Source organism: Novosphingobium arvoryzae (assembly GCF_014652615.1).
Taxonomy (GTDB): Bacteria; Pseudomonadota; Alphaproteobacteria; order Sphingomonadales; family Sphingomonadaceae; genus Novosphingobium; species Novosphingobium arvoryzae.
Genome location: NZ_BMZD01000002.1, coordinates 469,098 through 494,268, shown reverse-complemented (window position 1 = coordinate 494,268; position 25,171 = coordinate 469,098). Strand labels below are relative to the sequence as shown.

Annotated in this window: 24 protein-coding genes; 13 read left to right on the top strand and 11 right to left on the bottom strand. The window is 66.9% G+C overall.

Features of this window, described 5'->3' with window-relative positions:
• Window positions 1–34: 34 nt before the first annotated feature.
• On the top strand, window positions 35–436 hold the full coding sequence (locus tag IE113_RS05715) for a VOC family protein (protein ID WP_189539448.1): 402 nt from the start codon (window positions 35–37) through the stop codon (window positions 434–436).
• Between the two features lie 151 nt (window positions 437–587).
• On the top strand, window positions 588–1,442 hold the full coding sequence (locus IE113_RS05710; protein WP_189539447.1) for an OmpA family protein: 855 nt from the start codon (window positions 588–590) through the stop codon (window positions 1,440–1,442).
• A gap of 33 nt (window positions 1,443–1,475) precedes the next feature.
• Here the strand turns inward: IE113_RS05710 and IE113_RS05705 are convergent, their stop codons facing one another.
• The 6 genes from IE113_RS05705 to IE113_RS05680 all read right to left on the bottom strand — a co-directional run bounded on the left by IE113_RS05705 (window position 1,476) and on the right by IE113_RS05680 (window position 7,164).
• The gene (locus IE113_RS05705) at window positions 1,476–2,375 is read right to left on the bottom strand and encodes a TauD/TfdA dioxygenase family protein (RefSeq protein WP_189539446.1); all 900 of its coding nucleotides are present in this window, start codon (window positions 2,373–2,375) and stop codon (window positions 1,476–1,478) included.
• A 29-nt stretch (window positions 2,376–2,404) separates the two neighbouring features.
• Window positions 2,405–3,145, bottom strand: coding sequence for an alpha/beta fold hydrolase (locus IE113_RS05700; RefSeq protein ID WP_189539445.1), 741 nt, complete (start codon window positions 3,143–3,145; stop codon window positions 2,405–2,407).
• A gap of 7 nt (window positions 3,146–3,152) precedes the next feature.
• Window positions 3,153–3,929 carry a glutathione S-transferase family protein gene (locus IE113_RS05695; protein WP_189539444.1) on the bottom strand — a complete coding sequence of 259 codons (777 nt, stop codon included), beginning with the start codon at window positions 3,927–3,929 and terminating at the stop codon, window positions 3,153–3,155.
• Window positions 3,930–3,951: 22 nt separating this feature from the next.
• On the bottom strand, window positions 3,952–4,698 hold the full coding sequence (locus tag IE113_RS05690) for an SDR family NAD(P)-dependent oxidoreductase (protein ID WP_189539443.1): 747 nt from the start codon (window positions 4,696–4,698) through the stop codon (window positions 3,952–3,954).
• A gap of 10 nt (window positions 4,699–4,708) precedes the next feature.
• Window positions 4,709–5,581 (bottom strand): amidohydrolase family protein, encoded by an 873-nt coding sequence (locus IE113_RS05685; RefSeq protein WP_308430042.1) that lies wholly within the window; start codon window positions 5,579–5,581, stop codon window positions 4,709–4,711.
• A 68-nt stretch (window positions 5,582–5,649) separates the two neighbouring features.
• Window positions 5,650–7,164, bottom strand: a complete 1,515-nt coding sequence (locus IE113_RS05680; RefSeq protein ID WP_189539442.1) for an aldehyde dehydrogenase family protein — start codon at window positions 7,162–7,164, stop codon at window positions 5,650–5,652.
• 196 nt (window positions 7,165–7,360) lie between these two features.
• Here IE113_RS05680 and IE113_RS05675 point away from each other — a divergent pair, with 196 nt between their 5' ends.
• The 6 genes from IE113_RS05675 (at window position 7,361) to IE113_RS05650 (ending at window position 13,908) form a co-directional block, all read left to right on the top strand.
• Entirely contained in the window at window positions 7,361–8,845 is a 1,485-nt protein-coding gene (locus tag IE113_RS05675) for an AMP-binding protein (protein WP_189539441.1), read from the top strand.
• 64 nt (window positions 8,846–8,909) lie between these two features.
• Window positions 8,910–9,470 carry a YqgE/AlgH family protein gene (locus tag IE113_RS05670; RefSeq protein ID WP_189539440.1) on the top strand — a complete coding sequence of 187 codons (561 nt, stop codon included), beginning with the start codon at window positions 8,910–8,912 and terminating at the stop codon, window positions 9,468–9,470.
• 70 nt (window positions 9,471–9,540) lie between these two features.
• Window positions 9,541–10,278, top strand: a complete 738-nt coding sequence (locus IE113_RS05665) for a helix-turn-helix domain-containing protein (protein ID WP_189539439.1) — start codon at window positions 9,541–9,543, stop codon at window positions 10,276–10,278.
• Window positions 10,279–10,291: 13 nt separating this feature from the next.
• Window positions 10,292–11,446 carry an acyl-CoA dehydrogenase family protein gene (locus IE113_RS05660; RefSeq protein ID WP_189539438.1) on the top strand — a complete coding sequence of 385 codons (1,155 nt, stop codon included), beginning with the start codon at window positions 10,292–10,294 and terminating at the stop codon, window positions 11,444–11,446.
• A 114-nt stretch (window positions 11,447–11,560) separates the two neighbouring features.
• Complete coding sequence (locus tag IE113_RS05655; protein ID WP_189539437.1) at window positions 11,561–13,450, top strand: ABC-F family ATP-binding cassette domain-containing protein; 1,890 nt, start codon at window positions 11,561–11,563, stop codon at window positions 13,448–13,450.
• A complete protein-coding gene (locus tag IE113_RS05650; RefSeq protein WP_189539436.1) occupies window positions 13,447–13,908 on the top strand; it encodes a GreA/GreB family elongation factor in 462 nt (153 codons plus the stop codon). The genes IE113_RS05655 and IE113_RS05650 overlap by 4 nt, the downstream gene beginning before the upstream one ends.
• A 3-nt stretch (window positions 13,909–13,911) precedes the next feature.
• On the opposite strand, the gene IE113_RS05645 is transcribed toward IE113_RS05650, so the two are convergent.
• Together IE113_RS05645 and IE113_RS05640 are read right to left on the bottom strand one after the other, a co-directional pair.
• Window positions 13,912–15,879, bottom strand: coding sequence for a DEAD/DEAH box helicase (locus IE113_RS05645; protein WP_189539435.1), 1,968 nt, complete (start codon window positions 15,877–15,879; stop codon window positions 13,912–13,914).
• 220 nt (window positions 15,880–16,099) lie between these two features.
• A complete protein-coding gene (locus IE113_RS05640; RefSeq protein WP_189539434.1) occupies window positions 16,100–17,881 on the bottom strand; it encodes a bifunctional metallophosphatase/5'-nucleotidase in 1,782 nt (593 codons plus the stop codon).
• A gap of 134 nt (window positions 17,882–18,015) precedes the next feature.
• Between IE113_RS05640 and IE113_RS05635 the strand changes: the two genes are divergently transcribed.
• From IE113_RS05635 to acs, 4 genes are all read left to right on the top strand, one after another.
• Window positions 18,016–18,651: a TetR/AcrR family transcriptional regulator gene (locus IE113_RS05635; protein WP_189539433.1), complete on the top strand. Its 636-nt coding sequence runs from the start codon at window positions 18,016–18,018 to the stop codon at window positions 18,649–18,651.
• 47 nt (window positions 18,652–18,698) lie between these two features.
• Entirely contained in the window at window positions 18,699–20,303 is a 1,605-nt protein-coding gene (locus tag IE113_RS05630; protein ID WP_189539432.1) for an MBL fold metallo-hydrolase, read from the top strand.
• Between the two features lie 3 nt (window positions 20,304–20,306).
• Window positions 20,307–21,023, top strand: coding sequence for a TonB family protein (locus IE113_RS05625; protein WP_189539431.1), 717 nt, complete (start codon window positions 20,307–20,309; stop codon window positions 21,021–21,023).
• Window positions 21,024–21,095: 72 nt separating this feature from the next.
• A complete protein-coding gene (gene acs, locus IE113_RS05620; protein WP_189539430.1) occupies window positions 21,096–23,024 on the top strand; it encodes an acetate--CoA ligase in 1,929 nt (642 codons plus the stop codon).
• Between the two features lie 20 nt (window positions 23,025–23,044).
• Here the strand turns inward: acs and IE113_RS05615 are convergent, their stop codons facing one another.
• The gene (locus tag IE113_RS05615; RefSeq protein ID WP_189539429.1) at window positions 23,045–23,602 is read right to left on the bottom strand and encodes a lipocalin family protein; all 558 of its coding nucleotides are present in this window, start codon (window positions 23,600–23,602) and stop codon (window positions 23,045–23,047) included.
• Between the two features lie 68 nt (window positions 23,603–23,670).
• Between IE113_RS05615 and IE113_RS05610 the strand changes: the two genes are divergently transcribed.
• Window positions 23,671–24,111, top strand: a complete 441-nt coding sequence (locus tag IE113_RS05610; RefSeq protein ID WP_189539428.1) for a DUF2721 domain-containing protein — start codon at window positions 23,671–23,673, stop codon at window positions 24,109–24,111.
• Between the two features lie 23 nt (window positions 24,112–24,134).
• On the opposite strand, the gene IE113_RS05605 is transcribed toward IE113_RS05610, so the two are convergent.
• Both IE113_RS05605 and IE113_RS05600 read right to left on the bottom strand, forming a co-directional pair.
• On the bottom strand, window positions 24,135–24,428 hold the full coding sequence (locus tag IE113_RS05605; protein ID WP_189539427.1) for a polyhydroxyalkanoic acid system family protein: 294 nt from the start codon (window positions 24,426–24,428) through the stop codon (window positions 24,135–24,137).
• Window positions 24,428–25,171, bottom strand: coding sequence for a hypothetical protein (locus tag IE113_RS05600; RefSeq protein WP_189539426.1), 744 nt, complete (start codon window positions 25,169–25,171; stop codon window positions 24,428–24,430). The genes IE113_RS05605 and IE113_RS05600 overlap by 1 nt, the downstream gene beginning before the upstream one ends.

The following is a 25,171-nucleotide window of genomic DNA, read 5'->3' as shown; positions in this document are numbered from 1 at the left end:
GCCCGGCCGTCAGGCTGGAGAAAAGGAAGCGGACATGCAGGTCAACGCGCTCGACCACGTCAACATCATCACCGACCGGCTGGACGAGACGGCGCGGTTCTATGCCGCGCTGCTCGATCTGGAGCGCCGCGATGCGCCGCCGCCGCTGACTCCCGCCAACGCGCAGTGGATGTATGACGCGGGCGGCAAGGCGATCATTCACATCAACAGCACCGACGGCCCCCGCGCCTATTACCGCGCGGTCGAACCGGGCGCGCTGACCGGCGCGGTGCACCATGTGGCGCTGAACTGCTCTGGCTATGACACGGTGATGGACCGGATCGCCGGGATGGGTCTGGATCATCAGGTCAACCTGGTCGAAGCCATCGGCTTGCGCCAGATCTTCACGGCCGACCCGAACAATGTGCTGCTGGAGCTGAACTTCTTCGGCGATTGAGGCTTCGGCCAAAGCGGCGGGCAAGCTCGTTTCACCGCAAGGCCGGCTCGCACTGCCCGCGTGAACGCCATGCGGGCGGGGCGGGTTCATCTGGCAGCAAGGTTGCGCCGATCAGGCAATCCCCGCGTCAGCACAACCAAGGAACAAGACAATGCGCGTCATTCAGAAAAATCGGGTCGCACCGTTTCTGCTCGCCATGGCCGTCATGCCGGTGTCGGCCAGCGTCTCCGCCCAGGAAGCGGCTCCGTCCGATCCGAACATCGTCGTCAACGCGGCCGTGCCGGTGGCCGGGCCGGTGCTGAAGGGCGTCATCACCGCGCGCAACGGCGACCGGATGCAGGTCACGGCCGAGGACGGCACCAGCACGATCATCGCGTTCAATGAAGCAACCCAGGTCAAGGCGGCCGGCGGGCTGTTTGGCGGCGGCAGCAAGCTGACCGTGGACGCGCTGCTCAACGGCTTGCCGGTGACCGTGAAGACCCTGCAATCGGACACGGGCCTGATCGCCAGCCAGGTGACGTTCCGCAAGAACGACTTCAAGACCGCGACCATGATCCGCAACGGCACCGCGCAGGGCTTTGCCGAGCAGACCGCCGCGACCGAGGCGCTGCGCGGGCGGATGGGCGATATTGACAAGTACAACGTCAAGGGCACGACCAACGTCTACTTCGACACCGGCAAGGCGGTCCTCTCACCGGGCGCGAAGGCTGATCTGTGCGCCACGGCCACGCAGGCCGACGGGATCAACAACGCGCTGATGCTGGTCGTGGGCTACACCGATTCGGTCGGCAGCGAGGAATACAACCAGATGCTGAGCGAGCGGCGCGCCGCGGCGGTGATCAATTACCTGCAACAGGCCTGCCGCTGGAAACCCTATCGCATGCTGACCCCCACCGGCATGGCGGAATCCGATCCGCTGGCCGATAACGAAACGCCCGAAGGCCGGGCGCAGAACCGCCGGGTTTCGGTCAATATCCTGGTCAGCAAGGGCCTGGACGGACTTTAAGTCACCTCCGGCTGGCAGGAACGGCTGGCGGCTTTACGACGGCCGTTCCCCCGCCAGTGTGGTGCGATACATCTCGCGCCGATAGCCGTCGTAATCGTTAGCGGCGAGGTGCAGGGCGGTGCGGTTGTCCCACATCGCCACCATGCCTTCGTCCCAGCGCAGGCGGCAGGTGAAGTGGTGCTGGGTGATGTGCTGGATCAGGAATTCCAGCAGCGGGCGCGCCTCGGCGCTGGTCAGCCCGTCGATGCCCACGGCATAGACCTCGTCCACGAACAGCGCCTGTTCGCCGGTGACCGGATGGGTGCGGACCAGCGGATGCCCGGTGCCCGTGAACGCGGCTTCGCGGGCTTCGTCGCTGGCGAAGGACAGTTCCTTGCCGTCGGCCAGTTTCTGCGTGAAGGCGTTGTTGCGCGCGCTCATCCGAACTTTCAGCGGGGCGAGCATGGTCTGCATCGTCGGGCTGAGCATGCGCCAGGCCAGCGCGCAATTGGCCCACACGGTATCGCCGCCATAGGGCGGGATCTGGACCGAGCGCAGGATGGTGACGCCCGGCGGTTCCGGCAGGAACGGCGAATCCGTGTGCCAGCCGCTGCCGAACAGGCCCTTGCTGCGATGATCGGCTTCCTTGATCACCGGCTGGACATGGGGATGGCCGGGAACGCCGTGGGTATAGGCATCGGGCGCGAATGCTCCCCAGCGGGCGGCAAAGGCCTCATGCTCGGCATGGGTCAGGTGCTGGTGGCGCAGGAACACCATCTTGTGCCGCCACAGCGCGTCCTGCAATTCGGCCAGCCCGGCATCGGGCAAGTCCCGCAGGGCCACCCCGACAACCTCCGCGCCCATCGCGGCGGCAATTGGCTGGACCGTGATGTGGCGGTAATCGCGCGCCGCATTGTCAAAGCCGCCAGACGGGCTGAGACGGACTTCACGCATGGCTGGCTCTCCCTTTAAGACGGGCCCTTTCAGACGGGTATCGCAGCGATCAGCGCATCCGCCAAGGCCCGTGGGCAGCACAGGTAGGGGGAATGATCGCTCTCCAGCGTGACCACGCGCGCGCCGGGGGACATCTGCTGCATCAGCCGCTGGCTCGCGATAGGAATCGTCCGGTCCTGCGTGCATTCGACATAAGTGCGGGGCAGGCTGCCCCAACGTTCCGCCGTCAGCCGCAAGGGCTCGCTGCGCGGGCCGTGCGGCTCGGCCAGCAGGCGCGGCAGTGCGGCGGCGACCAGTTCGGGCGGAGAGAGCTGGGCAAAGACCGGCCCGGCCAGCGCGGGGTCGACCACGGTCCCGGCCCCGTCATGGACCTTGGAAATCAGCGCGTCGAATGCGGGGGTGGGTTCTTCCAGCGCCTTGAATTCGGCGCGGCTCATGCCATCGGGCAGCATCATTGCGCAGATATAGACCAGCGCGTCCATCGCCGCGGGATCGGCCTCGGCGGCGGTGCTGACCACGATCCCGCCGCGCGAATGGCCGCCCAGCACGACCGGCGCGCCGCCCAGCTGCGCCTTCAGTTCGCGGCACTGGGCGGCGGCGAAATCGCCCCACCCTTGCAGGGTGACGGCGCGCAGCTGCGCCTCGTTGCCGCCCATGCCGGGCAGGGTCGGGGCAACCACGGTGTGACCGGCGGCGCGCAAGCGTGCGGCAACTTCGTCAAAGCACCACCCACCGTGCCAGCTGCCGTGGATCAGGACAAATCCAGCCATGATCGCCTCAGCGCACCTCGCCCGACCAGGTCCGCAGGCCCGGCGCGGTGCGGTCTTCGCTTTTCAGCGCTTCGGCCACGGCGGGGCGGGCGGTGACGCGATCCCGCCAGTCGATCAGGCGCGGGCAGCGCTTGGCCACCTCCAGTTCGGGGAACATCCGCTCCACCATCATGCCGCAGTGCGAGTAAAAGTTGATGTCGGCGAGGGTATAGGCATCGCCCGCCAGCCACCGGGTCTGGCCCAGCTGCGCCTCGACCTTGCCCAACGCATATTCGATCTTGGCGGTCGCGTTCGCCAGGTCCGCATCCGAAAAGCCGGAGCGCGCGGTTGCCCACTTCTTGCGCTGGTCGGGCAGGGGGATGTTCTCCAGCAGCTTTTCGAACTCGCCGCTGTCGATGCTGCGCGCGATCACGCCGACCATGCGGTGCCAGCCGTGCATCGAGACATAGTTCATCACGTGTTCGTCAACGAACTTGTTCCAGTACCGCATCCGCGCCGCGCCAACAGGATCACGCGGGCGCAGCGGGCCATCGGCGGGCTGGGCATCGGGGAAGGCGTCTTCCAGGTATTCGTTGATCACCGTGGTATGGGTGATGATCGTGCCGTCATGGTCCAGCACCGGCACCTGGCCTTCGGGATTGATCGCGGTGAACCACGCGGAATGCTGCTCGAACTTGTGCAGGTCGACATAGACCGATTCATAGGCCAGCCCCTTTTCCTTGAGCGGGACCATCGATTTCAGCGAATTCGCCAGCGGCTCGGCGTGGTAGTATTTCAGGCCCATCCCGGTTTCCCTTTTTATCGGTTCAAATTCTCAAGGTGCCCAGCACTCCGCCATCGACCGCGAGCGATTGCCCGGTCACATGGCTGGCCGCGTCGGAAAGCAGGAACGCCGCGACGTCAGCCAGTTCCCCGGCCTTGCCGGTGCGGCCCTGCGGCGTGGCGGCGGCCATCGTCGCCAGCGCATCGGGCGGCAGCGCGTCCAGCATCGGCGTCTCGATAAAGCCGGGGACAATGCAATTGCAGCGCACCCCATGCGGCGCCGCCTCCAGCGCGACCGCGCGGGCCAGGCCCAGCACCGCGTGCTTCGACGCGACATAGCCGACATTGCCCGCCATCCCGCGTTCAGAGGCCAGACTGCCGGTGACGAGGATGCTGCCGCGCCCGCGTTCCACCATGCCGGGCAGGACATGGGCGATGGCCCAGAACGGCGATTTCAGGTTCACTGCCAGCACGGCATCGAACACGGCGTCGGCATAATCCTGCACCGGCGCGAAGGCCCCGCCGGTGCCCGCGTTGAGGAACAGCGCGTCGATCGGTCCGTTCTGCGCGGCGGCGCTGTCCAGCGCGGCCAGCAGTTGGGCCTTGTCGCCCACGTCGGCGGCAGCCCATTGCGCAGACGCGCCCAGCTGCGCGCAGGCGTCCTCCAGCAGCGCCGCCCGCCGGGCGATCAGCGTGACCCGTCCGCCCAGCGCGGCGATCCGGTCCGCCGTTGCCCGCCCGATCCCGGTGGACGCGCCGGTAATGACGACATGGCGGCCGGTGAAGTCCATGCTGCTGGCCTCAGGCCAGACCCAGCAGGCGCGCGGCGTTGTCCTTCATGATGCCGGGCAGGACTTCTTCCTTGAAGCCCACCTGCCGCGCCGCATCGAGCCACTTTTGCGGGTGGATCAGCGGGAAATCGCTGCCGAACAGCATCTTTTTGCGCAGCTGGGTGTTGGCGTACTGGATGATCTGCGGCTGGAAATACTTCGGCGACCAGCCCGACAGGTCGATGAACACGTTGTCCTTGTGCAGCGCCATCGACAGGCTTTCATCGACCCACGGCCAGCTGGGATGGGCGAGGATCACCTTCATGTCGGGGAAATCGACCGCGACGTCGTCCACCAGCATCGGCTGGCCATACTTCAGTCGCACCCCGCCGCCGCCGCGCATCCCCGTGCCCATGCCGGAATGGCCGGTGTGGAAGATCGCGGGCAGCTTGTACTCGTTGATCACCTCGTAAATCGCGTACCCGACCTGCGCGGCGGGTTCGATGTTCTGCATGATGTGGTGGAACTTGAAGCCCTTCACGCCGCAGTTTTCGACCAGATCGCGGGCCTCGCGCGCGCCCAGCTTGCCCTTGTGAGGGTCGATCGAGGCGAAGGGGATGCAGATATCGTCGTTCTTCGCGGCGAATTCGGCCACTTCGTAGTTCGATACCCGCTTGGCCCCGATCCCGCTTTCGCAGTCGACCGTGAACATGCAGAACGCGATCTGCTGTTCGCGATAGATTTCCGCGATTTCCGGCATCTTGGGCCGTTCGCGCGGCGCCTTGAAATAGGCGCTGGCGGCATCGAAGAACTGGCCCATTACCGGGTCTTCGGGATCGTGGCAGCTGACTTCCGCATGGACGTGAACGTCGATGGCTTTGATCTTGGACAGGTCGATTGCCACGGGTGTGCTCCTTGAAAATGGCGGGCCGAACCGCGCGGGGCAGCGTTAGCGCCGCCCCGCGCGCCGGATTACAGCTGGATGATGACCGTCTTGGTTTCCATGTAGGCTTCGATGCCCTGACGGCCCTGTTCGCGGCCGAGGCCAGATTCCTTGAAGCCGCCAAACGGCAGCGCGGTGTCGATCACGGCGTGGCAGTTGCCCCACACGGTGCCGGATTTGATCTTGGACGCCAGCTTGTGCATTGTCGCGACGTCCTTGGTCCAGATGCCCGCGCCCAGGCCGAAGCAGGTGTCGTTGGCGGACTTGGCCACTTCGTCCAGATCGTCAAAACGCTGGGCGACCACGACGGGTCCGAAGATTTCCTCGCGCACCACGCTCATTTGCGGGTTCACGTCGACCAGCACGGTCGGGTTGACGTAATAGCCCCCGTCGGCCGCAGCTGCATCGCCGCCCACGGCCACGCTGGCGCCGTCGCGCTTGCCTGCCTCGATATAGCCCATCACGCGGTCGAACTGTTCCTTCGACACCAGCGGGCCCATGTGCGCTTCGGGATCAAGGCTGGCGCGCGGAGCCCAGAACGGGGTGGTCGCGGCAACGCCCTCGATCACTTGGTCGAAGATCGAGCGGTGGGCATAGAGCCGCGAACCGGCGACGCAGACCTGGCCGGAGTTGAAGAAGATCGCCCCTGCCGCGCCGGGGGCGGCGGTGGCAACATCGACGTCGGGCATGATCACCACCGGCGATTTCCCGCCCAGTTCCAGCGTCACGCGCTTCAGGCTGTCGGTGGCGTTCTTGTTGATCAGCTTGCCGATTTCGGTCGAGCCGGTGAAGGCCACCTTGTCGACATCGGGGTGCTTGACCATGCGGTCCCCGGCGGTGTGGCCGTTGCCGGTGATGATGTTGACGACGCCCGCGGGGAAGCCCGCTTCGGCGATCAGGTCGGCCAGTCGCAGCGCGGTCAGGCTGGTCTGTTCGGCCGGCTTCAGCACGGTGGTGCAGCCTGCGGCTAGTGCCGGGGCGATCTTCAGGCAGGCCATCAGCAGCGGGAAGTTCCACGGCACGATCTGCGCGCAAACGCCGACCGGCTCCTTAGTGGTATATCCGAACACCGTGCCGCCGGGCATGGTGTAGGGCGTGGTCACTTCGCCGCTGACCTTGCTGGCCCAGCCGGCCATGAAGCGGATGTGCGCGGCGGCGCCCGGCACGTCAACCGCGCCGGCCATGGTCTTGGGCTTGCCGTTGTCGATGGCTTCCAGCTCGGCCAGCTCGTCGGCGTTGGCCTCGATCAGGTCGGCCAGCCGGATCATCGTGCGTTCGCGCACCATCGGCGGCAGGTTCGACCAGCGGCCATCGTCGAACGCGGCGCGCGCGGCGGCCACGGCGCGGTCCACGTCCTTGTCAGAGGCATCGACCACATGGCCGACGATCTTGCCCGAGGAGGGGTCTTCGACCGGAATGGTCTTGTCGTGGCTGGAGGATACCCATTCGTTGTTGATGAACAGCGCCGGCTTGCGCGCCAGGAACGCCTGCGCGGCGGCCGAATAGGCGCGCTGGGTGCGATCGATCGTGGTCATGTCGTTCATGGTGATCCCTCTCTCCAAAGGCGATTCTGGTTGTCTTCACTCTATGTTATTTAGTAGGCAATGCATACAAAATATCGAGTCCGGCGCAAGTCCGTTCCACGGATACGCTACCACGGCTATTGTTATTGACCATAGCATTTTTCCAGCTATGTCACTGTAACGGATCATATGCCGAACCCCTGGGAGAGCCACGCCTATGTCGTCGATCATCATCGATTCGATCCGCACTTACGCGGTTTCCACGCCCACGCGGCTGGCGGTGGGCTGCTGCGAGACGGGGCGGCGCTGGACCTGGGCGGAGCTGGACCGCGCGGTTGACCGGGCCGCGGCCTGGCTGGTGGAGCAACTGGGTGCGGCCAGCGGCAAGCGCGTGGCAACGCTGACCCGCAACCATCCCAACATGCTGGTGCTGCAACATGCCTGCACCCGCGCGGGCGCGATCTTCGTGCCCTACAACTGGCGGCTCGCCACGGCCGAAATCGCCGCGCTGATGGCGGATGCGGAGCCAAGCCTGATCTTCCACGATGCCGAATTCACCGTGCCGGACGATCCCGCGCCGCGCCACCTGCTGGCCGATCTGGAATCGCTGGGCAGCGCCGGTGCCCGCGCGCCCGCCAGCGCCCGGCGCGGGTGGGAGGAGCCCACGACGCTGCTCTACACGTCCGGCACCAGCGGCCGCCCCAAGGGGGTGATGATCAGTGAGGCGAACGCGTTCTGGGGCCCCACCAATTTCATCCACGGCAGCCTGGTCGGCCACGACAGCGTGTTCCTGTGCGACATGCCGCTGTTCCATACCGCGGGCCTGTTTGCAGCGGCGCGCGTGCCGATCCTGTGCGGCGGGACAGTGTGGATCAGCGCCGGGTTTGATGCGGCCAGGACCATCGCCCGCATGGCCGACCGGGACCTTGGGGTAACTCACTATTTCTCGGTCCCGCAGATGGCGACCGTGATCTGGCAGCATCCCGATTTCACGCCGGAGAAGCTGCACGGGCTGAAGCTCTATGTCACCGGCGGCGCGCCCAATCCCAAGGCGCAGGTCGAACGCTTTGCCAAGGCCGGCATCCGCTTTTCCGATGGCTTCGGGATGAGCGAGACGGGATCGAACTTCGCCATGCCAGTGCTGGATGAGGCGCGCCTGCTGGAAAAGGCGGGCAGCTGCGGCTTGCCGCTGATCGGGGTGCAGACCCGGATCGTCGACGATGCGGGCAACGATGTTCCGCAGGGCGAAACCGGCGAGTTGTGGGTGCGCGGCCCCAGCGTGACGCAGGGTTACTGGAACCAGCCGGAACTGACCGCCAAGGCGTTCGAGGACGGCTGGTTCAAGACCGGCGATGCCGCGATGATGGACGCGGACGGGTTCTTCTATCTCGTTGATCGCAAGAAGGACATGTACATCTCCGGCGGGGAAAACGTCTATCCGGCTGAGGTCGAGGCCGCGCTGGCGGAACTGCCGGAAGTGGCCGAAGCAGCTGTGATCGGGGTGCCGTCCGAACGCTGGGGCGAAGTCGGGCGCGCTTTCATCATCGTGAAAGCGGGCGAAACGCTGACCGAGGAGCAGATCATCGCGCACTGCACCGCGCGGCTGGCCAAGTTCAAGGTTCCCGCCAGCGTGGTGCTGACCGACAGCATCCCGCGCACCGCATCGGGCAAAGTCCAGAAGCATCTGCTGCCACGCGACTGAAAGCTGCGACGAACCGCGCCAATGGCTCTTGGGGACTCGCGTCGGGCGCGATAGCCTGACGCGCATGATGACATCCGAGTACCTGGCCGGGCGCTTGCTGCTGGCAATGCCCGGCATGGGCGATCCGCGCTTTGACCATGCCGTGATCGCGCTGTGCGTGCATGACATTCATGGCGCACTGGGCATCGGTGTGGGCCGCATCAAGCACGGCTTGCGCCTGCACGAATTGCTGGAGGATGTCGGGATCGCCCCCGGCATGGCCCCGGACCGCGTGATCCACGAAGGCGGCCCGGTGGAGCCGCAGCGCGGGTTCGTGCTGCATTCGCCCGAATGGGAGGGGCCCGGCACGATCCAGGCCGGACCGCTGGGCGCGCTGTCCGCTTCGCGGGATGTGCTGCAGGCGATTGCTGCTGGCGAAGGGCCTGAAAGCTGGATCGTCGCGCTGGGCTATGCCGGATGGGCGCCGGGGCAACTGGAAGCCGAAATGCAGGCGCACGGCTGGTATGCCGCGACCGGACGGCCCGAAATCGTGTTCGACACGCCCGTTTCGGCCCGCTGGAAAGCCGCGTGGCAGGCCGAAGGGGTCGATCCCGCGCTGCTGTCTAGCAGCACCGGGCGGGCCTGAGCGCGGAACAGTCGGCCAATTTTCATCATTCAGGATTGCATTTCACTATCCTGAAAAATAGGAAGGGGCCATGTCCGGTCCCGTCCGCTCCGTTTCGCAGGCATTCACGATCCTGCGCCTGATGGCGCAGAATGGCGGCGCGCTGACCCTCTCCGAAATTACCCGCGCGACCGACCTCTCGCTGTCCAGCTGCCTTAACCTGCTGCGCACGCTGGTGGCCGAAGGCGCGCTGGAGGCCGAAAACGGCAAGCGTTATCGCCTTGCTGCCGAATGGAACGGGCTGACCGCGCTGCTCGATACCGCGCAGGCCCGCGTGATCGCCCGTGCCCAGCCGCTGCTGGACCGGTTCGCCCAGACCCACGACGCCGCGACCGGCCTGTGGCGGCTGGACCGACGCGAGCGGCTGGAACTGGTCGCGCTGGGGGAAAGCGATTCCGCCACCCGCATCCACATGGTCGTGGGCCAGCGCCAGCCGTTCGGCGGGGGCAGCACCGGGCGCGCGCTGGCAGCGGCGCAGCGCATCGACGAGGGTGAACTGGCCCGCCGCTATGCCGCGCTGCGCTGGCAGCGCCCGCTCGATTTCCCGGCCTACGCGGTGCAGGTCGGCGCGGCCGCCGCGGCGGGGTATGCTGTGGATGACGGGTTCGGCCACGCGGGCATCTGCTCCATCGCCTGTGTCATTCCGGGCGAGCCGATCGCGTTCTGTCTGTCGGCCTCGCTGTTTGCCGGTTCGCGCGATGCGGAGGGGATCCGCGCGCTGGGCCGCGCGCTGCGTGATCTGGCCGCCGCGCTGGCCACCGAATCTTAAGAGGATGATCCCGATGAGCGATGAGACCTTCCCTGAAATCCGCGATGCGGTGCGCCGCCTCTGCGCCGATTTTCCCGGCAGCTACTGGCAGGCACTGGACCGCGACCGGACCTATCCGACCGAATTCGTCCGCGCGCTGACCGAGGCCGGGTTCCTTTCTGTCCTGATTCCCGAAGAATTCGGCGGCTCCGGTCTGGGGCTGGGCGCGGCAACCGCGATACTTGAGGAAATCCACCGTTCTGGCTGCAATGGCGGCGCGTGCCATGCGCAGATGTACACGATGGGCACCCTGCTGAAGCATGGCAGCGTGGAGCAGAAGGCCAAGTACCTGCCGGGCGTGGCCGATGGCTCGCTGCGTCTGCAGGCCTTTGGCGTGACCGAGCCGACCGCCGGCACCGATACCACCCGCATCCGCACTTTTGCCCGGCGCGAAGGCGATCATTACGTCGTCAGCGGGCAGAAGATCTGGATCAGCCGGGCCGAACATTCGGACCTGATGGTGCTGCTGTGCCGGACAACCCCGCGCGAGGAGTGCGCGCGGTCGTCCGACGGGATGAGCGTGCTGCTGGTCGACATGCGCGAAGCGGTGGGCAATGGCCTGACCATCCGCCCGATCCGCACGATGTTGAATCATGCGACGACCGAGCTGTTCTTTGACGACCTGAAGGTTCCGGTTGAAAACCTGATCGGGGAAGAGGGCAAGGGCTTTCGCTATATCCTGTCGGGCATGAATGCCGAACGCATCCTGATCGCGGCGGAGTGCATCGGCGATGCCAAGTTCTTCATCGACCGCGCCGCCGCCTATGCCAAGGAACGCTCCGTGTTCGGCCGGGCGATCGGATCGAACCAGGGCATCCAGTTCCCGATTGCCCGCGCCTATGTCCAGATGAATGCCGCCGCGCTGGTCGTGGCCGATGCCGCCGCCAAGTTCGAAGCCGGCCAGCCCTGCGGCACCGAGGCGAACATGGCGAAGATGGTCGCGTCCGAAGCCAGTTGGTTCGCCGCCGACATGTGCATCCAGACTCACGGCGGGTTCGGCTTTGCCGAGGAATACGACATCGAGCGCAAGTTCCGCGAAACCCGGCTCTATCAGGTCGCGCCGATTTCGACGAACCTGATCCTCAGCCATGTCGGCACCCACGTGCTGGGGATGCCGAAAAGCTTCTGATTGTATTCAGGTTGAAGCAGGCCGGTGCCGCGGCTGTTTCAGGGTTGCTGAAACAGCGTCCGACTTCCGTCTGGCGGCTTGGGCTTTGGCCGCGCACCTGCTAGGCGCGCGGCCATGTTGACGATCCAGGGTCTTACCGTGCGCCTCGGCGGGCGCGATATCATCGAGCGCGCCAGCGCGGCGATCCCCCCGCGCGGGAAAGTGGGCCTGATCGGCCGCAACGGCGCGGGCAAGTCCACGCTGGTGAAAGCGATCATCGGCGAGATCGAACCGGACGAGGGCGAGATCGACATGCCGCGCGGCATGCGGCTGGGCTATATCGCGCAGGAAGCCCCCAGCGGCACCGCCACCCCGTTCGACACGGTGCTGGCCGCGGATGTGGAACGGCTGGCGCTGCTGGAAGAGTCCGAAACCTGCACCGATCCCGACCGGCTGGGGGATGTTCACGAACGCCTGCTGGCAATCGACGCCTACAGCGCCCCGTCGCGCGCCGCGCGCATCCTGATCGGGCTGGGCTTTGACGAGGAGATGCAGGGCCGCCCGCTCGACAGCTTTTCGGGCGGCTGGAAAATGCGCGTCGCGCTGGCCGCGCTGCTGTTTTCCGCGCCCGACGTGCTGCTGCTCGACGAGCCGTCGAACCACCTCGACCTGGAAGCGACGCTGTGGCTGGAAAATTTCCTGAAGTCCTATCCCGGCACGCTGATCGTCATCAGCCACGAACGCGACCTGCTGAACAACGTGGTCGATCATATCCTGCACCTGCAGGGCGGCAAGCTGACGCTCTACCCCGGCAGCTACGACAGCTTTGAACGCCAGCGCGCCGAGCGTGCGGCGCAGCTCGCCGCCGCCAAGGCCGCGCAGGATGCACAGCGGGCGAAGCTGCAGGACTATGTCGCGCGCAACAGCGCCCGTGCCTCCACCGCCAAGCAGGCGCAGTCCCGCGCCAAGATGCTGGCCAAAATGCAGCCGATCACCGCGCTGATCGAGGACCCGTCGCTGGCGTTCGATTTCCCCAACCCTACCGAGCTGCGCCCGCCGCTGATCACGCTGGACCTGGCCTCGGTCGGCTATGCGGCGGACACCCCGATCCTGCGGCGGCTGAACTTGCGGATCGATCCGGATGATCGAATCGCGCTGCTGGGCCGCAATGGCAACGGCAAGACCACGCTGGCCCGCCTGCTGGCCGCGCAGCTGACCCCGATGGAAGGATCGCTGGCCGCATCGGGCAAGATGCAAATCGGCTATTTCACGCAGTATCAGGTGGAGGAACTGGCCGGAGACGCCACCCCGCTGGAACACATGACCCGCGCGATGGAGGGGGCCAGTCCCGCTGCCGTGCGCGCGCAGCTGGGGCGGTTCGGCTTTTCCGGCAACCGTGCGACCGCGCAGGTGGGCACGCTGTCTGGCGGAGAGCGGGCGCGGCTGGCGCTGGCGCTGGTGACGCGCGATGCGCCGCACCTGCTGATCCTGGACGAGCCGACCAACCACCTGGATGTCGATGCGCGCGAGGCGCTGGTGCAGGCGCTCAACAGCTATACCGGCGCCGTGATCCTGATCAGCCACGACCGGCACATGGTGGAGCTGACCGCCGACCGGCTGGTACTGGTCGATGGCGGGACGGCGAAGGAATATCCCGGCAGTATCGAGGATTACATCGATTTCGTGCTGGGCCGGAACCAGCCGAAGGATGCCTCTGCGGGTGATGGCAAGGCGAAAGGCGGCAAGCAGGACCGCCGCGCCAGCGCCCAGGCGCGCGAGGAACTGCGCGCGCTCAAGAAGAAGCTGACCGAGGCCGAGACGCAGCTTACCAAGACACAGGCGCTGCTGAGCGAGATTGATCGGGCCATGTTCGATCCCGCCGGTGCGCGGGCCGATCTGGCCAAGTTGAAGATGGGCGAACTGTCGATCCGGCGCGGCAAGGTGGCGGCGGAGCTGGAGGCGGCGGAACTGGCCTGGCTCGACGCGGGCGAGGCGCTGGAAGCGGCGCAGGCGGCCACGGCATGAGCGTCGCCTTTCGCCGCGACGGGGATGAGGAGCACCTTGAGCCGAAGTTCGAGGTGCCGATCCCGCCGGGACCGAACCTGGTCACCGCGCGCGGGTTGGATTTGCTGAAGTCGCGCGAGGCGGAACTGGCGGCGCTGGTGGCGACCCAGACCGAGGAAACCGCGCTGAACGCGGCGAAGCGTGACTTGCGCTATGTCCAGCAGCGGCTGGCGACGGCGCAGCTCGTGCCGGTTCCGGATGGCACGGTGGCCGCGTTCGGGTGCCGGGTGGATTTTACCCTGAACGGCAACCCGCGCGTGCTGGACATCGTCGGCCATGACGAGGCCGATGCGGGCGAGGGGCGGATTGCCTTCACTGCCCCGCTCGCCCGCGCCCTGCTGGGCTGCGAGGCGGGGGACTTCGCCGATTTCGGCGGTCAGCCGGATGCCATCGAAGTGACGGCGATCCGGCCAATCTGATCCTTAGGGGCGGGGCCCCTTGCGCGGTGGACCCTTGCGGAAATTGCCGCCGGGGCCGGCGCGGCCCTTGCCGAACGGCTTTGCGCCATGCGGCTTGGGCCGGTCGCCCTGCGGACGCTCGCTGAACGGCCGCGCGGCGAGTTGCTTGCGCGGGGCGGGGCGGGCGTCCTCGCGCGGGGTTTCCTCGCGGCGATATTCTTCGCGGCGCTCAGGGCGCGGCGCATGTTCACGCGGTGCGCGCTCGCGAGGAGCGTGCTCACGCGGCCCATTGTTGCGCGGCCACGCATCGCGGGCCGGGCGGTCGCGGCTTGTGCCCTCGCGCGGACCGGCGTGGCGGTTGGTGCGGGCCATTTCGCGCGGGCTTTCCTCCGACGCGATGATGCGGATGCCGCTTTCGTCCTCGCCATCCTGATCGGCCGTGCGCTCGACCGCCTGCAGGAAGCGGTCGGCGATGGCGCGCGGGATCTGGAAGTGGGTTTCATTGGCGGCGATGCGGATCGCGCCAATTTCGTTGCGGGTGATATGCCCGCGGCGGCACAGCACCGGCAGGATCCAGCGCGGATCGGCGTTCTGGCGACGACCCACGTCCATCTTGAACCACACCACGTCGTCAAAGCCGGGGCGGTGCTTGTCCATCTGCGCGGCGCGCTGGGCGTCGGGCGTGCCGGCAATCAGTTCTTCCGGCTGCGGCAGCGAGGCGCGATACGAGCGGACCAGCGCCACGGCGAGGTCTTCGGCGCTGCGCTGTTCCAGCAGCGCACGGGCGATTTCCAGATCGTCGGGTTCGGCCTCGACCTGCTCCAGCAGCTTTTCCATGAGCCGTTCACGGTCCGCCGCGCGGATCGTTTCGGGCGTCGGTGCCTCAACCCATTCGGCCGGGATGCGCGCGCCGCGCAGCATCATTTCCACCCGGCGACGGCGCGGGAACGGCACGATCAGCACCGCGGTGCCCTTCTTGCCGGCGCGGCCCGTGCGGCCCGAACGGTGCTGCAGCGTTTCCGCATCGCGCGGAATTTCCACGTGCACGACCAGCGTGATCGAGGGCAGGTCGATCCCGCGCGCGGCCACGTCGGTCGCCACGCACACGCGGGCGCGGCGGTCGCGCAGGGCTTGCAGCGCGTTGTTGCGCTCGTTCTGGCTATGCTCGCCCGACAGCGCGACGGCGGCAAACCCGCGTTCCTGCAAGGTGGCGTGCAGGCGGCGGACGTTGTCGCGCGTGGCGCAGAACAGGATGGCGGTTTCAGCCTCGTGCAGGCGCAGCAGGTTGACCACGGCGGATTCGATGTCTGCCGGGGCAACGGTGATTGCCTGATAGCTGATGTCGCCATGCCCGCGATCTTCGCCGACAGTGGAGATGCGCACGGCCTCGTTCTGGTAGCGGCGGGCCAGCGCCACGATCGGCTTTGGCATGGTGGCCGAGAACAGCAGCGTGCGGCGGCCTTCCGGCGTCGCGTCGAGGATTTCCTCAAGGTCTTCGCGGAAGCCCATGTCGAGCATTTCGTCCGCTTCATCCAGCACGATGGTGCGCAGGGCCGACAGGTCCAGCGCGCCGCGTTCCAGGTGGTCGCGCAGGCGGCCGGGCGTGCCGATCACCAGATGCGCGCCATAGTTCAGCGTGCGGCGTTCGCGCTGCGGGTCCATCCCGCCAACGCAGGCGGCAATCTTCGCGCCGGTGCCGGCATAGAGCCAGTCCAGCTCGCGCGCGACCTGCAGGGCCAGTTCGCGCGTCGGCGCGATCACCAGCGCCAGCGGTGCGCCAGCGGGGGGCAACACGCCGCCTTCGGCCAGCAGTTCGTCGGCCATGGCGATGCCAAAGGCCACCGTCTTGCCCGAACCGGTCTGGGCAGAAACCACCAGGTCGCGCCCGCGCGCTTCGTCTTCGATCACCGCCGACTGGACCGGGGTCAGGGCGGTATAGCCATGGCCGGTCAATGCCTGGCTCAGGGCGTCGGGAATTCCGTTGAAAGTCATATATCTCGCAAGTCAGCAGGCATGGCCTGCACAGGTCAGGAAGCTGTCCAAGGGGATTGGTATACAGCCTTGCACGGCAAGTGACCTGAACTTTCGCGATAGGCCGTTTATGCCGCAAGTGCGAAGGCCGCCTAGCCGGTTTCGCGCGGAAAGGCGAGTCGTTTGTCCGCACCCGTTGCAGGTGCGCCGCGATCCGGCTGCGTTTCTGCCCCCAGCCGGGTCAGCGGTCGGCGCGGGTGACGCGCTCCTCGCTGGGGACCGGGCGCGGCGGCACCGCCTTCAGCCAGGCTTCCAGCGCGTCGATATCGGGCATCCCGCTGACCGAATCCCGCCCGCGCGTGAACACGGTAAAGCTGTCACCGCCGCCTGCCAGAAAGCTGTTGGTGGTGACGCGGTAGGTCGCCGCGGGATCGATCGGCTGGCCGTTCAGCGCCATCGCGGTAATGCGCTGGCCGATCGGGCGGCTGCGATCGATCTGGTAGGTGAAGCCCGCCGACGGGGCCAGCACCTGATGCGGCCCGTCATCGTCGAACCCCTGTTCCAGCACCGCCTTCAGTTCGGCCCCGGTCAATGACTGGGTGACCAGCGTGTTGTTGAACGGCTGCGAGGCATAGATCGCCCCGAAAGTCAGCGCGCCATCCGCCGCAGGATTGAGCGAGGCGCGGATGCCGAACGGGTTCATGAACGCGATCTGCGCCCCGGCTCCGGTGGTTGCGGCGAGCTGGGCATCGGCGATCAGGTTGCCCAGCGATCCGCCCTGGTTGCCGATACCCGCCACTTCGCCGCGCGCGACGGGGCCGCCCAGCCGTCCGACCGGGCGCTGGGCATAGTCCCTGGCCGCATCGACATACTTGCCGACATAGGCAGCCACATCCGGGCGGGGGGTAAAGCGCGGCAGATCGGCGGCGGTTTCCACCGGGCCGCGCGGCGAAACATAAGGATCGCTCTGCACCACCACGTTGCGGGCGCGGCGGGCCACGACGCGGCCCTGTTTGGGGTCGATTTCCAGCGTGATGTCGGTCACCAGCTGGCCATAGACCCCGGCGCTGGTCAGCAGGACGGGCCGCTCCGGATTAATCGCGCCATATTCGCAGACATAGGCCCAGTGGCTGTGGCCTGACACGACGACATCGACCCCGCCTTCCAGCCGGTCGAGGATCGGGCGGATTTCGCCGGTCAGGTTTGCGCACCCGTCGGGGTTGGGCAAGCCGCTGGTATAGCCGCCCTGGTGGATCATCACGACCACCGCGTCCGCGCCGCCGCGCCGCAGCCGCGCGGCTTCGGCGTTGATCGCGCTGGCCTCGTCGCCAAAGGTCAGCCCGCGAATGCCTTCGGGGGCAACCAGGCTGGGTGTTCCCTTCAGCGTCAGGCCGATGAAGCCCACCTCGACCCGGCGCTTGCCCTTGCCATAGCTGCGCAGGCCCGATGCCGGGAACAGCGTGGTGCCATCCGCCTTGTAGGTGCTGGCCGACAGGAACCGGAACTTCGCGCCGGGAAACGGTTCGACCTGGCACGGCTTGCGCGCGGTATGCTGGGCGCAGCCGCCGCTTTGCTTGCGCAGCAGCTCATCCGTGCCGTGATCGAATTCGTGGTTGCCGACCGCGTTGAAATCCAGCCCGATGCGGTTCATCACCCCGATCGCCGGCTCATCGAGGAACAGCGACGAGGCGATCTGCGACGCGCTGATCAGGTCGCCCGCCGCGACGGTGGCGGAATGCTGATACTGCGCGCGCAGCGAATCCACCGCGCTTGCCAGCCAGGCTGCGCCGCCCGCTGGAACCGGGCGGGCATCGCCCTTGCCATCGGGCACCAGCACCGCCGTGCGCGGCGGCTCCAGCGCGCCGTGAAAGTCGTTCAGCGCGATGATCCCCACGGTGACCGGTGCAGCGGCGGGGGCGGTCGAGGCAACGCGCCCCTGCGCGCCGCAGGCCGCCAGCGCGGGCAGCAGCAGCACGGGCAGCAGGCGGGCAAGATGGCGGCGGCGCGGAAGGGATTCGATCATGACGCGTTCCTAGGTCGGCCAGATGCGCGGGGCAATGGGGCGGCACCGTTGCGTATTGTGCGAATAAGACAGTTTCTTGAATTCCAGGCCTTCACGTTTATATTTACCGGAAAGACAACCCGGGAGTTGGATCAATGGCGCGTCCGCAGAGCGATATCGAAGCCGGACGGGAGCAGTTGATCGATCTGGTCATGGCCATGATCGACGAACGCGGCTCCGCTGCCCTGACCGTGGCGGAAGTGGCCGCCCGCGCGAACATGTCGCCCGCCAACCTCTACCGCTACTTCGACAGCAAGGAGGCCTTGATCGAGGCCGTGGCCGGGCGCTGGTTCCAGCCCAAGCTGGACATCATGGAACAAGTCGTCGCCAGCGACCTGCCGCCGCGCCGCAAGATGTACGAATTCTTTGCCCGCCGCTTTGCGCTGATGAAGGCGGAGTGGGAAGCAGATCCCGTCGCCTTCGCGCTGCACGTGGAACTGGGCAAGGAACACTTTGAACTGATCCGCAGCTATGTCGATCTTGGCGATCACTACCTGGCGGAGATCATCGGCGAGGCAATGGGCGAGGGCCATTTCGCCGGCCTGTCAGTCGACGAGGCGCTCAGCCTCGTGAACCAGATGGTCAATGTCTACGTCAACATCGCGGCCATGGAACTGATCATGCCCAAGCTGACCACCGACAAGCTGGCGCGGATCATCGATGCGGTGTTCGACGGGCTGTCCGCGCAGGATCGCGGGGCCAAGGCGGTATCGGGCCTGCGCGCCGCCTGACCGGATGCAGGCTTGCTCCCGGCTGCCAAGAGGAGCAGTCTGCGGGCATGACCAAGGACCTGACCCTGACGCTGCACGGGGCCGCGCGCACCGTGACCGGTTCCTGCCATGAATTCACGCTGGGGGACCGGCGCATTCTGGTCGACTGCGGGCTGTTCCAGGGCTCGCGCACGCTGGAGGGGCTGAACGCCGGCGCGTTCGGGTTCAATCCGGCCAAGGTCGACGCGGTGATCCTGACCCATGCCCACATCGACCACTCCGGCCTGCTGCCGCGGCTGGTGGCGGAAGGCTTCACCGGGCGGATCTGGTGCACCCAGCCGACTGCCGACCTGCTGGAATACATGCTGGCCGACGCGGGCCGCATCCAGGAGGCCGACACCGCGCGGCGCAACCGCCGCCGCGACCGTGCGGGCGAAGACCCGTTCGACCCGCTCTATACCGAGGCTGACGCCATCGCCGCCTGGGGGCAGGCCTGCCCGGTGGAGCTGGAGGAGTGGTTCGAACCCGTCCCCGGCATCCGGGCGCGGCTGTGGAATGCGGGGCATATCCTGGGTTCGGCCTCGGTCGAACTGGAAGCGGGCGGCGTGCGGGTGCTGTGTTCGGGCGATCTGGGGCCAGACAACAAGGCCTTCCATGCCGACCCCGAAGGCCCGTCGGGGTTCGACCACGTGCTCTGCGAAAGCACTTATGGCGACCGCGCGCGCGAACCGATGACAATTGCCGGGCGGCGCAAGGTGCTGGAAGCGGAAATCCGCGGCGCGCTGGCGCGGGGCGGCAATCTGGTGATCCCCACATTTGCGCTGGAACGCACGCAGGAACTGCTGCTGGACATCGCGGAGCTGATGCACGCGGGCGCAATCCCCAACGTGCCGGTGTTCATCGACAGCCCGCTGGCCAGCCAGGCGACCCGGGTGTTCGAAAAGCACGCGGCGGAGCTGCAGGATTTCACGCGCGAGCAGACCTTCAAGCAGCCGGGGTTTCACTTCGTCGAGAGCGTGCAGGAATCGATCCGGCTCAATTCCGTGTCCGGTGCGATCATCATGGCGGCGTCGGGGATGTGCGAGGCGGGCCGCATCCGCCACCACCTGGTCCACAACCTGCACAAGCGCGAGGCGACGGTGCTGTTCGTCGGCTATCAGGCGGCGGGATCGCTGGGCCGGGTCATTCTGGAAGGGGCGGGGCGGGTGCGCATTTCGGGCGAGGACGTGATGGTCCGCGCCACGATCCGCCGGATCGACAGCTATTCCGCGCATGCCGATCAGGGCGAACTGCTCGACTGGATCAGTGCCCGCGCGCCCATCGCGGGCAGCCTGTTTCTGGTCCACGGCGAGCAGGGCGCGCTGGAAGCCTTGCGCCAGCTCGCCCAGTCGCGCGAACTGGGCGGCACCATCGTCACCCCGGAAATCGGCGAAAGCTATGTCCTGCCGCCCGCCGCCCCGGCGCGGCGGATCAAGACCGGGCGCACCGACCTGACCGAGGCGCTGGGGCGCGACTGGCAGAACAGCTACGCCGAATTCGTCACCGGCCTGAAGCGCGAACTCTCGCGGATCGAGGACGAGCGGGAACGGCAGAAGGCGGTCGAGGCGATGCGCAAGGTGCTGGACAGCTACACCCATTTCCGCCGCGAAAAGCACGGCAAGCGGCACCACTGAGCGATGGGGGATGAACCGGCAGACCTGTCCACCGCGCGCAGCACCCGGCTGGGGGTGGTCGTGCTGGTGGTGGTGCTGCACGTGGCGGCGCTGCTGGGCCTGATCCGCGCGTTCGCGCCCGATTTCACCGCGCAAGTGACCCGGACGGTACTCTCCACGTTCTCGGTAACGGTGGTGACCCCGCCGCCCGCGCCGCAGCCGAGCAAGGAGCCGGAGCCCGCCGGAGCCGCTGCCGAAGCAGGCAAGAAGGCTGTTGCGCGCGAGGTGAAGGCCGACAAGCCCAAGGTGGACATTGCCAAAACCCCTGCGCCCAAGGCGGCCAGCACCGGCAGCGCCAATTCGTCCGGCGCGAAGGATGCCGGGGCCGGAACCGGCGCGGGCGGTCAGGGCAGCGGCACCGGCAGCGGGACAGGCGGCACGGGCACGGGTGGGGGGCTTACCCGCAAGGTCGAAAAGATCGCGGGCGAGATCAATTCCGCCAAGGACTATCCCCGCGACACGCGCGACTTGCGCAAGGACGATTACGTCATCATCGCCATCACCGTCAGCGCCGAGGGCAAGCCCACCGCCTGCCGCATCCATCGTCCCAGCAAGGACGCGCAGGCCAATGCGATCACGTGCACGCTGGCGCTGCAACGCTTCCGCTTCAAGCCCGCGACTGACGCGCAAGGCAACCCCGTGGCCTCCACGTATGGCTGGCGGCAACGCTGGTACGATTGACGGGTCTTAAGATTGACTGGCGCGCCCTCCGGTTCCTAACTGGGCCAAAGCACGAATCCGAGAGAGGACCACATGGCCACCCTGCATCCCGTCCCCGCCGAATGGGCCAGCCGCGCCTACGTAGATGCAGCCGCCTATGCGGAGCAGTATCGCCGCTCCATCGCGGAGCCGGAAGCGTTCTGGCGCGAACAGTCGGATCGGCTGGACTGGATCAAGCCGTGGACCAAGCTCAGCCAGTGCAGTTTCGACGAGGCCAACTTCGGGATCGAGTGGTTTTCCGATGGTACGCTGAACGTTTCGGCCAATTGCCTTGACCGCCATCTGGCCGAGCGTGGCGATACTGTCGCGATCATCTGGGAAGGCGACAACAGCGAGCACCAGCGCCGCCTGACCTATCGCCAGCTCCACGCCGATGTCTGCCGCTTTGCCAACACGCTGAAGGCGCTGGGCGCGCGGCGGGGGGACCGGATCACGATCTATCTGCCGATGATCCCCGAAGCGGCGGTGGCAATGCTGGCTTGCGCGCGGATCGGGGCGATCCACTCCATCGTGTTCGGCGGTTTCAGCCCGGAAGCGCTGGCGGGCCGAATCCAGGACTGCGACAGCAGCATCGTCATCACCGCCGACGCCGGGATGCGCGGCGGCAAGCAGGTGCCGCTGAAGGCCAACGTCGATGCCGCGCTGGAGCATTGCCCGTCGGTCAGCTCGGTGCTGGTCGTGCGCCATGTCGGCAACGCTGTGACGATGGCCGACGGGCGCGATCACTGGTGGCACGATCACCGCGAGAGCGTGTCCGCCGATTGCCCGGCCGAGGAAATGAACGCGGAAGACCCGCTGTTCATCCTCTATACCTCCGGCTCCACCGGCAAGCCCAAGGGGGTGCTGCACACCACCGGCGGCTACCTCACCTGGGCAGCGATGACACACCACTACGTGTTCGATTACCGCCCCGGCGAAATCTACTGGTGCGCGGCGGACGTGGGCTGGGTCACCGGCCACAGCTATGTCGTCTATGGCCCGCTGGCAAACGGGGCGACCACGGTGATGTTCGAGGGCGTGCCGAACTATCCCGATCACAGCCGCTTCTGGGAAATCGTCGACCGCCATCAGGTCAACATCTTTTACGGCGCGCCGACCGCACTGCGCGCGTTGATGCGCGAAGGCGATGACTGGGTAAAACGCACCAGCCGCAAGAGCCTGCGCCTGCTGGGATCGGTGGGTGAGCCGATCAATCCCGAAGCCTGGGAATGGTACTGGCGCGTGGTCGGCGATGAACGCTGCCCGATTGTCGACACCTGGTGGCAGACCGAAACCGGCGGGGCGATGATCACGCCGCTGCCGGGCGCGACCGATCTGAAGCCCGGTTCCGCCTCCAGGCCGATGTTCGGGGTGGTGCCGCAGATCGTCGATGCCGATGGCGCAGTGCTGGACGGTGCGACCGAGGGGAATCTCTGCCTCACGCAAAGCTGGCCCGGACAGATGCGCGGGGTATGGGGCGATGCCGAGCGGTTCTTCCAGACCTATTTCACCACTTATCGCGGCAAGTATTTCACCGGCGACGGCTGCCGCCGCGACGAGGACGGCTATTACTGGATCACGGGCCGCGTCGATGATGTGATCAACGTGTCCGGTCACCGCATGGGCACCGCCGAAGTCGAATCCGCACTGGTCGCCCATGCCCGCGTGGCCGAAGCGGCGGTGGTGGGGATGCCGCACGAGATCAAGGGGCAGGGCATCTATGCCTATGTCACGCTCAACGCCAACGAGGAGCCGAGCGAGGACACCCGCAAGGAGCTGGTGCAATGGGTGCGCAAGGAAATCGGCCCCATCGCCACGCCGGACGTGATCCACTTCGCCCCCGCGCTGCCCAAGACCCGCTCGGGCAAGATCATGCGCCGCATCCTGCGCAAGATCGCCGAAGGGGACACCTCGAACCTCGGCGATACCTCGACGCTGGCCGATCCGTCGGTGGTGGATACGCTGCTGACCAGCGGGCGCTGAGCGCCGGGCGTTGATTGGCCTTACGGCTGGCGCGTGCGGATCAGCAGCGACGTATCATAACCCAGCGCGCGGGCGCGGGCGATCAGCGCCTCGACCTTGTCGGGGGCGGGGGTCGCCTCGCGCGCGAGCAGCCACAGATAGCGACCGGAAGGTTCGCCAACGATGGCCCACGCATAGTCGTCCGCGCGGTCGAGCACCCAGTAATCGCCATAGAACGGGCCGAAGAAGCTGACCTTCAGCTTCGCGTTGGAGGCGGCGTCCACGATCTTGGCCTTGCCGTTCGCGACGGAAACCTTGCCGTCGGCCTTGCGGCAGGAATTGCGCACGCTGATCTTGCCGTCTTCCCGCAGGGCATAGTCCGCACTGACCGCTTCGCAGCCCTTCTGGAAGGACTGGTCATAGCGGGCGATTTCATACCACCGCCCCAGATAGCGGGGCAGTTCCACCGCCTTGGCCGGCTGCGGCACAGCCGCGTTGCCGACCGGGTGCTTGGGCCCCAGCGCGGCACAGCCCGATAACAGCAGGGCGGCTCCGGCGAGGGTGGCAAGAAGCAGTGGCTTGGCAATTCGTGCGGACATGGCGGGTCGTTTTCCGTGAGGGTGTTCGGGCATTGAATCTGGGCACGGTTCGCCCCTATGCAAGGGGCATGATCGCCCAGACCATCCAGCTCGCGCTTGCCCCGGTTTTCGTGCTGGTGGCGATTGGCAACATCATGAACCTGCTGTCGACCCGGCTGGGCCGGATTGTGGACCGGTCACGCCACTTGCAGGAACGGCATACCGCCACGAGTGGTCCGGATCACGATGCCGTGGTGATCGAAATGCGCGCCATCGCCCGGCGCATCCACCTGATCACGCGCGCGATCTTTCTGATGGTGCTGAGCGGGTTGACGATCGGCGTGACCGTGGCGGTGCTGTTCCTCGAAGAATTCGTGGCGGTGCGACTGCAATTCGCGGCGGCTGGCCTGTTCCTGATCGCGATCGGCCTGCTGATGTGGGCGCTGATGCTGTTCTTGGCCGAAACGCGGGTGGCGTCTTCCCAGTTGCGCATCCCGCGCAGCCTGCTGGAGCTGGAGCGCGATCTCTGACTTCCTTCCCCAAGGGGGAGGAATCAGGCGAGCAGCTTTTGCGCTCTCGGTTCGACCGCCGCGCGGATCATCGGTTCGGCGAAGGACAGGGCGGCGGGCAGATCGAATTCGAAGCTGACCGTTTCGTCACCCACTTCAACTGCGCCATGGATGGTCTTGCCCATCGCCTCCACCCGCAGGTCCAGCCGGTCCTCCCCGGACCACGCGGTGGTGACTTTCGCCATGCTGGGCATGATGTCGGCGATTTCGTGCTCGCGCGCGCGGATGCGGGCGACGGCGGCCTCGCGGCCAAGGGTGTGGGGAACGGTGAGACGCATCAGGGGGTCTTTTCGCCTTCGTCCAGCGCCGCACCGTACTTGTAGTCAAGATAACGGGTCTGGATCGCCAGGTTGTCGATTGCGCCGGCAGCCAGCTGGCGAGTCACGCTATCGATCTCGACGCTGATCTTGCCCAGGCTTTCGGTCAGTTGCTCGTCCGGGGTGCGGCCGCCGCGCGGCTCGGTGCGCAAATGGCGCGGGATGCTGGTGTAGGTGTTGACGAGGCCGGGCAGGTGCTCGCCCACCAGCTTGCGCACTTCGACCGCGGCGGGTTGCTTGTCATCCAGTCCGTCCAGCTGCAGGCCCAGCGCATCCAGCTGCACGCCGATCTGGTCCACCAGCTGGACGGCGGGCGCGGGCAGGGCGGGGCGCTGGCTTTCCAGCCACAGCTCCGTGCGGCCGACCAGCGACTTCACGTCGCCCCCGCTCAGGTCGCGCATTTCGGGTACTTTCAGCTTGGGAAACGTGCTGAACAGCGCAATCGCGGTGAAGATCGCCAGCGCGGTGACGATCACGCCGACCACGCCGATCCCGTCGATCACCAACCCGGCAACCATGGCCGCGAAGAGGATGCCGGTTACCGCGATGCCGGTGCGGATCAGCTTGCGCAGGCGGTATTCGCGCTTCAGCGCGGCCGAGCGCTGGCCGATCGACCCGGCGCGCCGCCCGCCCGCGCGCTGGTTGACCAGTGCAGCGCGGGCCTGCCGCAGGATCAGGTCAGAGTTGGTGGATTCTCCGGCCAA